Source organism: Paradesertivirga mongoliensis (assembly GCF_024436395.1).
Lineage (GTDB): Bacteria > Bacteroidota > Bacteroidia > Sphingobacteriales > Sphingobacteriaceae > Paradesertivirga > Paradesertivirga mongoliensis.
Window position 1 is genome coordinate 342,804 of the sequence record NZ_JAFMZO010000004.1, and the last position, 17,141, is coordinate 359,944.

At 40.6% G+C, this 17,141-nt stretch carries 9 protein-coding genes; all 9 read left to right on the forward strand.

The window, feature by feature from the left end; translation table 11 throughout:
* Positions 1-347 precede the first annotated feature (347 nt).
* Complete coding sequence (locus J3P43_RS17080) at positions 348-3,566, forward strand: T9SS type A sorting domain-containing protein (RefSeq protein WP_255904718.1); 3,219 nt, start codon at positions 348-350, stop codon at positions 3,564-3,566.
* 558 nt (positions 3,567-4,124) lie between these two features.
* Positions 4,125-4,739 carry an RNA polymerase sigma factor gene (locus tag J3P43_RS17085; protein ID WP_255904720.1) on the forward strand — a complete coding sequence of 205 codons (615 nt, stop codon included), beginning with the start codon at positions 4,125-4,127 and terminating at the stop codon, positions 4,737-4,739.
* Between the two features lie 84 nt (positions 4,740-4,823).
* On the forward strand, positions 4,824-6,008 hold the full coding sequence (locus J3P43_RS17090; RefSeq protein WP_255904722.1) for a FecR family protein: 1,185 nt from the start codon (positions 4,824-4,826) through the stop codon (positions 6,006-6,008).
* 119 nt (positions 6,009-6,127) lie between these two features.
* On the forward strand, positions 6,128-9,601 hold the full coding sequence (locus J3P43_RS17095; RefSeq protein ID WP_255904724.1) for a TonB-dependent receptor: 3,474 nt from the start codon (positions 6,128-6,130) through the stop codon (positions 9,599-9,601).
* Between the two features lie 13 nt (positions 9,602-9,614).
* A complete protein-coding gene (locus J3P43_RS17100) occupies positions 9,615-11,609 on the forward strand; it encodes a RagB/SusD family nutrient uptake outer membrane protein (RefSeq protein ID WP_255904726.1) in 1,995 nt (664 codons plus the stop codon).
* 33 nt (positions 11,610-11,642) lie between these two features.
* Positions 11,643-12,560: a DUF5017 domain-containing protein gene (locus tag J3P43_RS17105; RefSeq protein ID WP_255904728.1), complete on the forward strand. Its 918-nt coding sequence runs from the start codon at positions 11,643-11,645 to the stop codon at positions 12,558-12,560.
* 28 nt (positions 12,561-12,588) lie between these two features.
* On the forward strand, positions 12,589-13,770 hold the full coding sequence (locus J3P43_RS17110; RefSeq protein ID WP_255904730.1) for a glycoside hydrolase family 88 protein: 1,182 nt from the start codon (positions 12,589-12,591) through the stop codon (positions 13,768-13,770).
* A 136-nt stretch (positions 13,771-13,906) separates the two neighbouring features.
* Positions 13,907-15,184 carry a polysaccharide pyruvyl transferase family protein gene (locus J3P43_RS17115; protein WP_255904732.1) on the forward strand — a complete coding sequence of 426 codons (1,278 nt, stop codon included), beginning with the start codon at positions 13,907-13,909 and terminating at the stop codon, positions 15,182-15,184.
* 10 nt (positions 15,185-15,194) lie between these two features.
* The gene (locus J3P43_RS17120; protein WP_255904734.1) at positions 15,195-17,132 is read left to right on the forward strand and encodes a heparinase II/III family protein; all 1,938 of its coding nucleotides are present in this window, start codon (positions 15,195-15,197) and stop codon (positions 17,130-17,132) included.
* Positions 17,133-17,141: the final 9 nt, after the last annotated feature.

The window sequence follows — 17,141 nt, forward strand, 5'->3', positions numbered from 1 at the left end:
TCTTTTACTCTGTCTTTCGCAGCGCTTAACGCTACAGACTTTTCCCACTATCTTCAAATTCTCGGTCCAAAGCTATTCCACTTGGATCTATAAAAGCGGTTTTCTAAATAACCCCATCCCCCATAGCAGACTATCTTTGAACACCCCCCAATTAATGTATGCTTCTGAGTTATGTTACCTTTTTCATAGATTTCGTAAAGGCTCCTAAGTTGGGTAATAAGCGGACAATTACACCGTCAACGATTTCAACATTTTTTGTGGTACTATATAGGGGTGCGATTTTTTCAAATATCCGTCTATATCTAAACGTCTATATCTAAGTAGACTATAACCAAATTATAACCATTATGAGATTAAAATTTACTAAGCAACTAAAAGTGCCTTTGCTGGCCTTTGTTTTTTTATTGATGGGCGTTTTACATGCTCAAGCGCAACTTGTACATCCGGGGATACTGTTCAGCGCTGCTGGCCTGGCCAGGATAAAGAAAGATGCAAATACGGAACGACAGCCATGGGCAGCGACATATGCTAAATTGCTTGCCTATAACGATATAAACTATGTGCAGGAACCTGTTTATGCCATTGTTGAGAGAAATTACGGAGGTGAAACCAGTGCTGCGTCAAGGGCAATGTCTTCCCAAAGTCAGAGAGCTTATAGGTGCGCAATTTTGTGGGTAATTACAGGAGACACTACCTATGCACATATTTCTAAAACAATATTGAACTCCTGGTCAGGTACCTTGCAGAGTATTACTGGAGACGCTGCCAAGTTATGTGCGGCGTGGTATGGTTTTGGTTTTGTTAATGCTGCGGAAATTCTGCGATATACAAACTCAGGCTGGAGCACGACACATATACAGCGAGCGGAAGGCATGTTCAGGAATAAATTTTATCCGGTAATTGAATTTTTCCAGCCAGGGCATGCGGGGAATTGGAGTACGGCCATTACCAAAACTATGATGGGAATAGGAGTTTTTATAAATGACTCTGCCATTTACACCAGGGGGCGCAATTTCTTGATGGCAAAGCCAGGAGATGACACTGATTATGATACTTATTCTGGAACACTGTACAATTACATTTCCGGTACTACCGGCCAGTGTTATGAAAGCGGTCGCGATCAGGAGCATACCCAAATGGGCATAGGGGGCTTAGCGGAAGCTTGCGAAATAGGGTATAACCAAAATACGGATCTTTATGGTTTGTATTCAAACAGGTTATTGTTAGGAACCGAATATACCGCTGAATATAATTTAGGTTATAGCGTACCCTATACAACAAATCATTATGGATCTGTAATTTCTCCTTTATTTAGGGGAGAGTTTCTTCCATTTTATGAATTGGTTTACAATCATTATGTAAACAGACTGGGGATGTCTGGAACTCCGGTTAAATTTACCACAATGGTTGTTGAGAAAATAAGGCAAGACAATGGAGGAGAAAGTGGTGATGCGATATTATTAGGCTACGGATCATTTTTGTTTAATGAATATGCAGGATTTAAATATGTTCCTGCTGCGGGTGATTATCGGACAACAGGATTGAGTAGCAGTATGGGTACCCCATCACAGTTCGAAGTTTTTACAAACGGAAATTGGGTACCAGCAACAACTGCCCTTGGATTAACAACTAATTTGTTAGTAAGAGATGGGCAAAGTGCATTGGCAGCAGGTAATAGAAATTTAAAGAATCTGATGGTTGGAGAAGGGGATGGAGCTGTTTTGAGAGCGCAGGTCAATGCAGGTGCCGTATCAGCATTAACCATTGTAGAGCCAGGTAGCTTAAGCAGTATTCCTCCTCTATCTTTTGTTAACGGTGGACAAGCTACAGGCTCTACCAGTGCTGTTGCAACTATCACAAGAGTAAAAGTAACAGGTGCAGATATAAATAATCAGGGTTCTGGCTATACTTCTGCCAGTGTTACTTTTAGCGGCGGTGGCGGAAGCGGAGCAACGGCTATACCAGAATTGAGTGGTGGTAAAATTACAGGTATTACTATAACCAATTCAGGATCGAACTATACTTCCATACCAACCATGTCTGTTATAGGAAATGGTACAGGAGCAGCTGTTTCGGCAAAAGTTGGTATTACACAGGTAAGCATTAGTAGCGGAGGTACCGGCTATACCCAAGCACCAACAGTTATAGCAGGGACCTTTCTGAAAGTGAGTAACGGAATTGCTTTAAGTGTAGCAAATGATGTGTTTTTTCAAAGAGGATCATCTGTGTATACCGCTCCAGCTTCTACAGGTATATTGAATATCAGTGGCAACCTGATAGCAGAAGATACCGTTAATTGTATCTCTGTAGCTCATGATAATACCATGTCATCACTCACAGTAAATTTTAACAATGGTTCTGATAATATCGGTTTCATGGGCGGAAATGTTACTTTTAACGCACTGGGTGTTGCAGCTGCGAATATCATTAAATTGAAGCTGGGTGCCGTAATGAATATTGCAGGCGCTATTACGCTAAACAGTACCGGCATAATTGATGCAACTAATGGAACTATCAGTTTTGTAAGTGCCTCTCCTTCTACATCGACACTAAGAACCGTTGCAGCCAATACGTTTAAAAATGCAACTCTCAATAAAATGGTAGTCAATTCCACCGCTGGAGTTACACTGAACCCGGTGCTGACGATAGGAACACTGGATATGCAGAAGGGATTGCTGAATATTCCGGAAACTTCAGAGCTTAATGTTTCACGTGTGTCAGGCGGAAGCAGCACATCCTATATCAACACCAAGTCGTCAGCAACTAGCGGTAACATTGCGAAAGTTAATGTAACCGGATTAGCTGCTCTGGCGGCAGATTTTCCTTTAGGAAACGGTGGAAATTATCTGCCTATACGCGTTACCCCAAAGGTTACAGATCCAGCAACTGTATCAAGCTATACAATGAGCGTACTTACGGGCCTTACAGCTAATGGTTTGCCAAATGGCGGTGTAGTTGCAGACAAGAGCCAGTTTGTAAATGCGTCGTACCATGTTGTCCGTACAGCCGGAACAGCAGATTATACGATTCGTGTTGGCTTTCCTGCAAGTCTGAAAGGCAGTGGTTTTACCCCGTCATCTCCTTTCGGTATTTCAAAATATAATGGAAGCAGTTGGGGAACAGTGGCAGGCAGTGGTGATTATGCACTAAATACCGCTACCGTTACTCTAAATACCAATGGCCTACGCTACCGGGTACAGATAGGGGGGGCTCAGCCATTGAATTCTGCAAACGTAGAAAACTTAGAAATACAGGCAAAAGCCGCAGAAGAGCCTACAACCTTAAATGAAGTTAAATTTAACCAGAACAGTATAGAGGTTTATCCAAATCCGGTAAAAGGCAGTATAGTAAATGTTCGCTTATCAGAAGAGCTTTCTTCAAATATGAATGAAGTAAGATTCACCTTATGTGATATAAACGGAAGAAAGATAAATATAAGAAAAGATGTTACGGGAACGGGAACATATAGCATCTTGCTTCCGGGAGCATTAAGTGACGGAGTGTATCAGCTGATAGTAGAAAAAAATGGTGCTATTGCCAGCAAACCCGTTTTAGTACAAAGGTAATTATAACGAATGATTTTTTTCAATAGGAAGGGGTGCGATTCGCTTAGTTGTCCGTCTATTAAGATTATAGACTACTAAATTATAGCCATTTATGAGCGGGGATGCTGTTCAGTTATGATGACACTTGGTCAGGAAAAAGAAATTTGCAATTCGAGACGGCAGCCATGGAAATCCGGGTCTGCCATCTTGAATGGCAAGACAGATATAAACTATGTTCAGGGGAGGTTTATGAGGATGTTTAATGGGCTGAAGGTATATAACTAGTGCAGTGGCAAACGCACTGTCTTCCCACGGTCAGATAGCTTATAGGAGTGCAATTATGTGGCTATTACGGGAGACATTGCTTACGCAAATATCGCTAAAACAATTTTGAACTCCTGGTCGTACACTTGCAGAGTTTTAGTGGAAGCGTTGCCATGTTATGTAGTATGGTTTTCTTTGGTTAATGCTGCGGAAATACAAACTCATATAATGTAGAACACAATTTATATTTTAAGGTACTAAAACCTGAAAACCAGTTTAACCAATTATTTAAAACGTCGTTTATCCCAGTTTTTTATGAGGCATTCAGCAATAGTACATCATATTAACGAAGAAGATTTGCTATTAGCGGTTTCACAAGGCAGTTATACGATGTATTCTAAATTATATGATCTTTATCTGGATGAAGTTTACAGATACATCTTTCTGTTTACCAAATCGGAAGAGAAAACCGAGGACATTGTTCAGAATACATTCCTGAAGATATGGGAGAAGAGATGCAATTTGGTGAAGGTGAGGTCTTTCAGGTCCTACGTCTATAAAGTTTCCAAAAACTTGTTGATAGATGAACTCAGGAGAAATCAAACAGAAACTAAAATTTTATCTCTGCTAAAACTGGATTCTGAGGATAGTTTAGAACGTTCTGATAGTAAGGTGATTTATGGACAGTACTACCAGATCATACAGGACGCTATTAATCTTCTTCCTGAAAAAAGAAAGCAGATTGTTATCATGAGGTTGATGGAAGATATGAGCCTGGATGAAATTGCTGCGACTTTATCTATTTCAAAATCGGTTGTAAAAAAGCAGTTTTATAGCGGTATCGATCTCATAAAACGGCATCTTAGGTTTAATGGGGAACTGCCGAATGCCGTAAGTTTTATTACGCTTGTATTGCTTGGGAGTAATTAATTGCAATGACATTTTTAAAAGTTGAATTTTAAAGAAAAATAAAATTAGAGGGGGGCTTTTACGACGCATGTTCGTCTTATGGTTATGAAAAACATGAATGTAAATGAATTTTTAAAAAAATATGCGGAAAATAAATACACCGAGCAGGAACATCAGGAATTTATAGACTGGCTTAACAAACAATCTTTAAATAAGGCAAAAAAAATACTTAAAGAGTATTACGATATAAATAAAGAGACTCTTGAAGTAAGGGAAGATCTAAAGCAGACGTTGACGGGAGAAAGACGGCATGAACTGTTGTCTAAGATAGAGCAGGCCATTATTAGTAACGACGGTAAGGTAAAGCATATCAGGCCTAATAACATTGTTAGGAGAATAGCGGCAATAGCGGCTTTGTTGGTTGTAGCTCTATCCGTTATTTACAATTTTATGGATCCGGATAGTTTAAAAGATGAAAAAATAGCAAACAGGCAAGGTGGCATAACAAGTTTGACATTGCAAGATGGTTCTGTTTTGAATCTGGATAGTATTAGCGCAGGAGAGGAGATTACACAGGGATCTGTAAAGATAAAAAGGTCAGAAGACGGACAGTTAATCTACAATATAGTAAATGAACCTGGCAGCAATGAGACAAAGAGCTATAATATCATCAACACATCAACGGGCAGGCAGTCTTTTGTGACACTTTCTGACGGAACGAAAGTTTGGCTCAATGCTGCTTCATCTTTGAGATTTCCGATAAGTTTCACAGATGAAGAAAGGGAAGTGGAGTTAGATGGAGAGGCATACTTTGAGGTTAGCAAAGAAAAAAGAACTTTTAAAGTCATAACAGATGGACAGTATATCGAAGTATTAGGTACCCATTTTAATGTAGACGCTTACAAAGTCAACCAGTATGTTAAAACAACTTTATTAGAGGGTTCTGTCAAGGTAAATTCTCCAAAATCAAGACAATCTATAGTACTTAACCCAGGAGAGCAGGGGATAAGAGATGATAATGGCTTGTCGGTTAAACAAGTTGATGCCTGGGAAGTAATTGGTTGGAAAAGAGGATTGTTTATTTTTTCTAACGAGTCTATCCGTACAGTAATGGAGGAAATTTCGAGATGGTATAATGTAGAGGTTGTTTATGAGGGAACGGTTACTAAGGAAAGCTTTATTATGAACATTTCCAGGTCGGAGGATATAAATGAAGTACTTAAAAAGCTGGAATTGACCGGCGTAGTACATTTCAAAACAGAAGGGAGGAGGGTAATTGTAATGCCGTAAACCTGAACCAACAAATTCAAAGAGTGGTTTAAAAACCAGAAGCGCTTCGGACACGCTTCTGGGAGTAGAATTAATAGCCACATACACTCAATTATATAAGCCAAATAATCCTAAATCAAATGTATAAAAAAAAACATGTATTGGATAATAAGCATTCCTATGCCTTAATCCGAAAACTCGTGTTGGTTATGAAGTTAACTTTTATTGTGATCATTACTTTGTGTATGCAAGTGTCCTTCGCTGCAAAAGCGCAAAAGATTTCTTTGTCAGAAAAAAACACATCCATAGCTGAAGTATTTAGAAAAATAAATAAAAAGTTCGGTTATGAATTTATTTATACCGGAGAAATGCTTAAAGAAGCTAAGCCCGTAAATATCTCAATAAAAAATGCCAGTATAGAAGAGGTTTTGGACAAATGCTTTGAAGGACAGCCTTTAAGATATAAACTAACCAACAATACTGTTATAGTACAAAGAAAATCCGGTACAGCTCAGCAGCAGCAACAGCAGCTCAGAAAAAAGATTAAAATCTCTGGTAAGATTATGGACGAACAGAACCTGCCATTGCCAGGAGCATCCGTAAGAATAAAGGGAACAGGAACCGCGACTATGGCAGACAACGATGGCAGGTATACTATAGAAGCAGACAGCAATTCCCAATTAATATTCTCTTATTTAGGGTTTGAAGACAAGGAAGTTTCAGTAGCAGGTAAGACGGTTATTGATGTAATGCTGAAAGAACAAACATCTTTACTACAAGATGTTGTTGTTGTCGGCTATGGTACTGTAAACAAAAAAGATGCAACAGGTTCTATTGCTCAGGTAAATATTCGCGATATGGCTAAAGCCCCGGTGTCTTCTATAGAACAAGCACTGGCTGGGCGTGTGGCCGGTCTAAACGTCTCTGCCAGTCAGGGACAGCCGGGAGAAGAAGGAACAAATATACGTATCAGAGGAGTGGGGTCTATCACACAGGATGCGTCTCCTTTGTATGTTATTGATGGATTTGCAACAGAGAACTTTGATCTTTCAATGTTGAACCCTGACGATATAGAATCCATAAACGTGCTCAAAGATGCCTCCGGAACCGCGATCTACGGATCTAGAGGTGCAAACGGTGTTATCGTTGTGGAAACAAAAAAGGGGAAAGTGGGCAAACCCATTTTGACTTATTCAGGGTCCTACGGTTTCCAGGATGTGACTAAAAGAGTTGAGGTGTTGAGTCCTTATGAGTTTGTTAAATTGGAATATGAGCGTGATCCGTTGACTGCTACTACGCTGTATCTCCCAGACGGGGTAAGCTTTGATTCCTATAAAAATCTGGAAGGGATCAACTGGCAAGATCAGTTTTTCAGGCAAGGCGTAACCAATATTCACAATTTATCATTGCGGGGTGGAAATAAAGATACCAAGTACGCCATTTCGGGATCCCTGTTTGAAACCGGCTCTGTGGTAGTGAACACGGGTTTGAAGAAGCAGCAGGGACGTGTAACTTTAGATCAGAACGTCAGCAACAAATTGAGGGCTGGCGTTAGTGCAAATTATACACATACGCAGACGTATGGCCAAATTGCTTCTTCTATACAAGATGGCTATGCGTCGAGTGCGCTTCTTTATTCAGTATGGGGATACAGACCAGTTAACCTTAGATATTTAACAGGCGACGTAAACGACGTAAACTTGGAAGAAGAACTTTTTGATGAAGATGTAACCAGCACTACAGATTATCGCTTCAACCCAGTGGAGTCTGCAAAGAATCTTTACAGAAATAAAGACAACAATAACCTGGTTGCTAATGGGTATTTTACTTATGATATCACTAAAAACCTGGTCTTCAAATCTACCGGCGCCATTAACCTTAATACCATTCAATTGGGTACGTTCTATAATTCCGGTACGAGCCAAGGAAGCCCCATAAGCCCTAGAAACAACAATGGACAGTGGGGTTCAATGGACTTTAGCAGTCGCACCACCTGGTCTAACGACAATACTCTTACCTATAGCAAGGTGAACAAAAACCATTCGCTTACAGTATTGGGTGGGGTTGGTTTCCAGCAGGAAAACAGAAAGGGAAATGAATATACAGCGATTAAAGTACCCAATGAAACTCTAGGCATAGATGGACTGGGACAAGGTACTCCACTAGCGATAGGTTCTTCCGGTACATACAATACTTTGCAATCTTATTTCAGCAGAGTGAATTATGGATATCGATCTAAATACCTGTTCACAGCAACATTCAGGGCAGACGGGTCCTCTAAATTTCCGAATAGCAAATGGGGTTACTTTCCATCGGGGGCTTTAGCCTGGAAAATGAAGGAAGAATCCTTTTTTAAGGGAATTGAAGCCATTACAGAAGCCAAATTACGTGTAAGTTACGGCCTGACCGGCAACAACCGGGTAGGAGATTTTTCTGCGCTTTCACCAATCGCCGTAGAAAACTCTACTGGTTATTCTTTTGGGAATGAAGTGCCAACACCAGCTGCGATCCCTACGATTGGCAATCCCCAATTAAGATGGGAAACTACTGCGCAGCTCAATTTAGGATACGATTTATCTTTATTGAAGAATAGAATTGAGTTAGTGGTTGATGTGTACCAAAAGAAAACAGACAATTTGTTGCTCTTAGCCAATATGTCGCCCAGTACAGGTTATGCCCGTGCCTACAAAAACGTAGGTAAATTAAAGAATGAGGGATTGGAGTTTACCTTGAATACGGTGAATATCAATAAGCTTGATTTTGCCTGGCGGAGTAATTTCAATATCAGCTTTAACCGAAATACCATTTTACAGTTGGCTGATGGAGAGGAACGTTTGTTAAATAGTATCTCACCCAGATGGCAGTCCGGATATGCTGACCCGGTATTGTATAGCGCCGCTATAGGTCATTCAATAGGTAATTTCGTTGGGTACATCTTTGATGGGATTTATCAGTATGAAGATTTTTATCAATTGCCAAATGGCGGTTATAGCCTCAAGAATTCTGTGCCGACAAACGGTATGGCCAGAGAGGTTATCAGACCAGGATATATCCGCTATAAAGATCTGAACAGCGACGGAATCATCACAGCGGCAGATCAAACTATTATCGGCAGGGGCTTACCTATCCATACTGGTGGCTTTTCTAACAATTTTACATATAAAAACTTAAGTCTGAATGTGTTCTTGCAATGGTCTTATGGCAATGATGTGTACAACGCAAACAAACTCATTTTTGAAGCAAAAGCATACAGCATGCTGAACCAATATGCGAGTTATGCGAATCGTTGGTCGCCTACAAATCCGAGTACGACTATACCCGTTGTAGGAGGGGTTCCGGAGGGGTATTATTCGACCAGGGAATTGGAAGATGCTTCCTATTTAAGGTTGAAAACTGTGGAATTAGCTTACAGCATACCAGCGAATTACTCGAAAAAATTAGGACTTAAAGAGATCATGTTGACAGCTTCCGCACAGAATCTGGTTACATGGACCAACTATTCAGGTATGGATCCCGAAGTGTCCACGCGCAACTCCATCTTAACTCCAGGATTTGACTATTCCGCATTCCCCATTGCGAAAACAGTAGTTTTTGGACTAAAGGCTTCATTATAAACCAAAATATATTATGGAAAAGAAATTATATATCTGTATTGTTGTAGCCCTGGTTTGTATGGTTACGTCTTGCTCTAAATTTTTAGATACCGTACCAAAGGATACGATCACCAATTTAAATTATTACGAGACAGAACAACAGCTCAATTCAGCATTGGCTGGAGTGTTTCAGACTTTAACCAAAATCTATGCGCACAGCTTTCAGGGGGTGATGTCATTGGATGGAGATGAAGGTTTTTATAACCGTTCTGCACAGAATACTGGCATTACCGTCAACTTAGTTACCACTTCCGAAAATAATGTTACTACCGTATGGACAGCACTTTATAGTGGAATAGAAAGAGCGAACCTATTGCTCGCCAACATCAATAAGCCTACAATGAGTGAAGCAAATCGGGCGGTCATTAAAGGAGAAGCTTTGTTTTTAAGATCTTACTTTTACTTTTTACTGGTCAGTTACTGGGGAGATGTGCCTTTGCTGCTGGAACCTACCTCTTCTGTTGCACAAACCAATAATCCCAGAACACCTTCAAAAGAAGTATACGAGCAGATCATCAAAGATATGACCGAAGCGGAAAGTTTGGTCCCTGACGTAAGGCAGGTCACCAACGCAGGTCACATCAATAAATCTGCAGTACGTGGTTTATTAGCCAGAGTATGTCTATATATGGCAGGAGACCCTGTAAAGGATGTATCTAAATACGAAATGGCGAAAATTTGGGCGAAAAAGGTGATTGATGACGGATTTCATAGCCTTAACCCTGATTACAGGCAAGTATTCATCAATATGAGCCAGGATAAATATGATCTAAAAGAAAGTATTTGGGAGGTTGAGTTCTACGGTTATAGCACAGATGGTTTTAATGCTACCGGAAAAGTCGGCATTCATTATGGCATTTCACACGGTGGTCAAGATCCAAATCATGGTTACAGCTTTGGATATGTAGCGATCACACCAAAGTTGTATTTTTCCTATTCAAAAGGTGATCTGAGAAGGGACTGGACCATCTCTACATACACTTTGTCGTCGACAAATCCCGCCACTAAAACGTATCTGCCAATCTATCCTACAGCTATGCAGGCAAGTCAACGCCACGTAGCCAAATGGAAAAGGGAGTACGAAACCGTTTATCCAAAGGAGCAAGGAGGTAATTCGGTCAATTATCCGCTGCTGCGATACGCAGATGTATTGCTGATGTATGCAGAAGCAGTAGCAAGCCAAAATGGAACAGTACCAGATCAAGATGTACTGGACCAGACTGTGAATCAAGTGAGAAGAAGAGCTTTTGGAAACCTGTTGCCAAATAGAGAACTGATTGATACCATTACCATTTCGACTGCAGGTTCAGGTTATACGTCAGCGCCCGCGGTTACAATTTCTGGTGGTGGCGGTGCAGGTGGCGCTGCTGTAGCAACAGTTGCAACGAGCGGAACCAGAGCGCTAACCGCGATTTATTTGGAGAATAGGGGTGGTAATTATAATTCAACACCAACCATTACTATTGGTGAATCCTGGATGCCTAACGTCTCTTATACTGCAGGTAAACAAGTTTATAATGCTAATAAACTGTATACAGTAACCACCGCAGGGACAACAACCTCCACGCCCCCAACACAAACCTCTGGAGCATCTGCAGCAGCGACTACCGGTGCTGTGTTCACCTATGCAGGGGTACAGGCAAAGGCCACCATAACCCTGACCAATTTATCCGATTTTAAGGGCGACGTAAAAACCATCGGCTTTGCAGACTATGCCAAATTTATGGAGTTCCTGAAAGCGGAGCGTTCAAGAGAATTGGCATTTGAGGCCATGAGAAAGAGAGATTTGGTGCGCTGGGGTGATTACTACCGTGTAATGAAACAGATCGCTCTGGATTTTGCCCCTCTGGGATCAAGGGCCTTCGGTGGAAAAGCAGGAGTAAACACCACAGAGAGAGATGTTTTATGGCCTATCCCGGATGCTGAAACTACAGTCAATAAGGCAATCGGCCAGAATTTCGGCTGGTAATTGTTATTCCTTTTACTATTTATTGATAATCTAATGAACACATATATCAAATATTATTTAATGCTGATATCGGTTGTTTTATTTTCTTGCGAGAAAAATCAGCTTGATGATCCAGCGTTTGAGGTTACGGCTGAAACAACCACTATTAAGGCTGGTAATCCTGTCACTTTCAAATTTGAAGGGAACCCACAAATGTTGTCCTTTTATTCGGGAGAATTCCTGAAGGACTATAACTATGCGACAAGTCCCAGAGAATTAGAAAATTGTTATTTGTCTTTCTCAAGCGCTACGGTAGCCTCTATAAAACAGGCCAATCAATTGGCTGTGCTGGTGTCTTCTGATTTTGATGGTAAATATGCGATTGCCAACATCAAGGCTGCTACCTGGGTGGACATCACCAACCGGTTTGAACTTGCAACGAATGCCACAGTAAAGCCCTCTACGGAAGTTGATATCATGGATCTTGCCGTTGCAGGAAAACCATTATATCTGGCCTTTAGATATATTACCAAGCCTCAGACGGAATTTTTAGCCGCCAATGATTGGAATATCACTGCTGTATTGGTGAAAAGTAAATTTGACGATGGAGAGGTCACGCTAATGGACTATGGTTCAGGCAGTAATTTTTCTGTATTTTCTTACGGAAACAAACAAGAAGGCAGATCACTTGTAAACGCGACCACGATTCAGTTCAAAGGAAATGCAACTGCGGAACTTAAGGAAGAATATACAGAAGACTGGGGGATTAGCAGGGCTATCTATATCAACCCTAACGACCTGAGTAATGATAAAGCAACAGCGCTTAAATTGTTTAGAGAACCAAAAAAGGAAAGTTACACCTATACCTATAATGAAGCCGGCACCTATACCGCCACTTTCATAGGTGAAACAAATAATGTCTATGGAAATAAAAAGGCGGTAAGGCAACTTAACATTACGGTAACCAACTGATTTATAAAAGCCAAATAGCTTAGATAGTATGATGACGAAAACCATTATTATGGGGATGTATTGTGTACTCCTTTCAATGGGTTTACATGCCCAACCTAAAGTAGATGTTCAAAAAGAAATTGAATTCGCCAAAGCACAATATGATTTAATGTTAAAAGCAAATACGGATATTACCAGGTTCCCCCAATCCATCAAAAAAGATGGAACATTAGATACCCGGAAATCAGAATGGTGGTGCAGCGGTTTTTTCGGTGGTTCATTATGGTACATCTATGAATACACTAAAGATAACAAGTGGAAAGAAGCTGCGGATAAATGGACGATGGCGGTAGAAAAAGAAAAGCACAATACTACCACACACGATTTAGGATTTATGTTGTATTGCCCCTTTGGTAATGGCTACCGCTTAACCAATAACGAAAAGTATAAAGAGGTTATGTTAACCGGCGCCGAATCCTTATCAACCCGGTTCAGTGAAAAAGTGGGATTGATAAAATCATGGGATGATTGGGGAAGATATAAAGGCATGTATAATTACGTGGTAATTATAGATAATATGATGAATCTTGATTTCCTGCTATGGGCGTCTAAAGTATCTAAAAATAAAAAATACTATGATATCAGTATAACACATGCAGATAATACCATAAAGAACCATTTCAGAAAAGATTACAGCTCCTATCATGTAGTATGTTATGATAAAGATAATGGAAAAGTGGTGGCAAAAAGGACAGCGCAGGGCGCTGCAGATGAATCGGCATGGGCCAGAGGTCAGGCCTGGGGATTGTATGGCTATACAATGATGTATAGAGAGACCGGACATAAACGGTATTTGAAACAGGCAGAAAAGATTGCAAAGTTCATTATCAATCATCCAAACTTGCCGGCCGATAAAATACCTTATTGGGATTTTAATGCACCTTATATCCCTAAGGAAGAGAGAGACGTTTCTGCCGCTACCATAATGGCTTCGGCTTTATTAGATCTTTCGACTTTAACAAACAAAAAGAAATATTATACTATCGCTGAAGAAATGTTGGTGAGTTTATCTGGCACAGCATATAAAAGCAAACCGGGCGAGAATCATAATTTTCTATTAAAACATTCTGTAGGGTCGAAACCGGAAAATTCGGAAGTAAATACTCCCATTATCTATGCAGATTATTATTATCTGGAGGCGCTAATAAGGTACAGCAAAACAAAGCTATAATAAACTAAACTAACCAATTCGACCATCCCCAAACAAAAAAAAATTTTGAGAGGGTATGGTATGGCCAGTCCATTCGTAAATGAAGACCGGATTATCCCGGTTTTTAAAAAAAAAAGCTAATAAAAAATACAGATATATGAATCACATAAGTCGCAAAGACTTCCTGAAACACTCGCTTGTTTTTGCAGGCTACCTGGCCGCCATTCCGGCTTTAGCCAGTTGCAGTAGCAAGAGAAACAGAACGATTCTTTTACGTTCATCGTGGCAAGTCGAAAATATCGGTGATATAGCGCACACACCCGGCGTGTTGGCACTGATAGAGAAATACCTGCCGCATGTAGATGTTCGCCTGTGGCCAAGTGACGTAAAGGCTGGCGTGGAAGAAATGCTCATGGCCAGGTTTCCTAAATTAAAGATCTTAAAATCAGAAGAAGAACAACAAAAAGCACTATCGGAGTGCGACTTTTTTCTTCACGGATCGGGCCCTTCTTTGTTAGGCAGAAACGAAATGCTTCGGTGGAGAGACACGGGCAAGCCATATGGAATTTACGGAATTACCTTTCCAGGTAATTATGGGTTTCAGGCACAGGATGGTACTTACAAGCCTGTAGATATGGAACTGTTCAATGGTGCCGCTTTTACCTATTTCAGGGATTCTGTGTCACTGGAATTTGCAAAACGACATGGCGCAAAATGCCCTATAATGGGTTTTTGTCCTGACGGTGCATTTGCCGTAGATGTGAGAAATGATAAAGCTGCTGATCTATTTCTGAAAGAGCATAAGCTGGAAACCGGAAAGTTTGTTTGTGTAATTCCCCAGCTTCGTTTTTCTCCATGGTGGGAGATCCCGTCAAAGCAATTGCCAGTTAATCAGGAAAAACACGCGTGGAATGAGAAGATGAAAGAACATGATAACCTCCCAATTCGAAATGCAATTATCGAAGTAGTTAGGCAAACAGATCTTAAAGTTTTGCTTGTTCCGGAAAATGAAACGCAAATCCGTATAGGCAAGGAAATGCTGTATGATCCCCTGCCAGAGGATGTTAAACCCCGCGTTATTTGGCGGGATAAATACTGGCTCACAGATGAAGCGGTTAGCACTTACGCCCGTTCGGCAGGGTTATTTGGGATCGAAATGCATTCGCCAATTATGTGTATAGCCCTGGGTGTACCGGCCATCGTTTGTCGCTTTACCGAGCAAACATCTAAAGGATATATGTGGCAGGACATTGGGTTAAAAGAGTGGCTGTTCGATTTGGATACAAAAGAAGATGTAGAGAGAATTGTCCCTACTGTGCTTGAGATGGTGAAAAATCCTGCAGCCTCAAAAGAAAAAGTAAAGAAAGCCCAGAAACTGGTAACTCAATACCAAAGGGATACAATGAAGATTTTAGAAGAATCTTTAAATGGTTAACCATAAAGAAATGAAAAAAACACAGTCTAAATCAGCTTATTATACGCACTTGTTGCTAAGGGCTAAAATTATTGTTATTACCGGTCTTTTAACTTTCAAGATTTCGGTATCAATTGCTCAAACGGCTCCTTTTAAACCTATTGATGAAAAGCGCGTTCAGGAAATTGAAGCAATGCTGACGGACAAACCCTCGGGTTTTGGCGAGCCTTATAATAAACGTAAAGTTTGGAATAGCCTCTTAAAATCAGGTGATTACGACCAGTTTTTACGGGCAATGAAAAATTACACCTTTCCCGCCTTTAGCAAGGACGATTATTTCTCTCTCTCAAACGGTAGTGCCTCTTCTTCAAACGCAGGTTTGACGATGATGCGAAAAAGAGCAGAAGGCTTGGCAAAAGTAACCTGGGCCGAATGCTTGCAAAACGAAGGGAAGTATACCCGAATGGTAGAAGAGGGCTTACGTGATATTATTAACCAAAAATCCTGGGTTTCGCCCCGCAGCGATCATGATTTTAAGAATTATAATGGAGTAGAGTATTCAGTAGAACTGACTTCCTCATTATATGCTCATACCATTGCCCAAACGCTTTATATGATGGGAAATAAGATAAGTCCCAAATTAAGAAAAGAGGCTATGGATGCTTTATATACAAGGATATTCAATCCAATACATCGCAAAATTAGCACACAGAATGATAAAAACGATTTTCTAACTGCAGATAACAACTGGAACCATGTTTGTTTGGCCGGATTGGTGGGAGCAGCGCTTACGGTAATCGAGGATAAGCATGAGCGAGCTGTATTTACATACATTGGAGAATATTATTCGAGAAATGGATTAGCCGGATTTAATGATGATGGATATTGTGTGGAAGGCGTAACTTATTACAACTACGGATTTGGACATTATATTTTATTGAGGGAAAGTATTTGGCAGGCTACGGGAGGAAAGATTGATCTTTTTGACGACCCAAAAGTTCAGAAGATTGCCCGTTATGCGCCGAATATTGAGATTATAAACGGAGTATATCCTGCTATTTCTGATTGTCGGGAAGGAGCAAAGCCTAGTGAGGAGATGATGATTTATCTCAATAGGAGTTTAGCGCTGGGGATAACCCAATATGACACCCTTACAAATAAAAGCGCAACTAGTAATAACCGCTTAAATGTAATGATGGCCTTCCCGAATTCATCCTCTAAGTCGCAGCCAGGAAAAAATATTCAAAAAGAAGGAGCAAAAATCCGCTCTCTTTTTGAACAAACAGGTGTGTTGGTCTGCAGGCCGCTACCAGGCTCTCCCGCTAATATAGGTGTGGCTCTTAAAGGCGGCCATAATGACGAATCCCATAATCATAACGATATCGGATCGTATACAGTTGTACAGGGAAATCAAATAATGGCTGGCGATCCCGGGGTAATCCCTTATGCAAGCAATATTTTCGATCCTCAGTACCGTTATACTTATAAAACGGTTGGATCGTTTGGTCACCCTGTTCCGCTTGTTGCAGGTACTCAGCAACAGCCGGGTGTCCAAGCCAGATCAAGAACTGTGCGTACGGATTTTACGAAGGAAAAAGATAATATCACATTGGATATTGCCTCGGCATATAATGTGCCGGGATTAAAGAAACTTGAACGCACCATGGATTACGACAGAACAGGTGCCGGGAGCATTACTTTTACAGATTATTTTGAATACGCTAAACCAGAATGGTTTGAAACTGCTATTTCCACTCGTTCCGAATGGAAGCAGACTTCTGATAGCACTCTGTTGCTGACAAGAGAAAATGAAAAAATGCTGGTTGCCTTTTCTTCTCCGGGTAACAAACTATTGCTAAAATCAGAGGAAATATCAGAAGGTGGTACGCCTTACACACGTATTGGTATTTCTGTCTCAAAACCAGTATCCGAAGGTCAGATTGTAATTACTTATAGACCGCAAAACTAAATTTAAGGT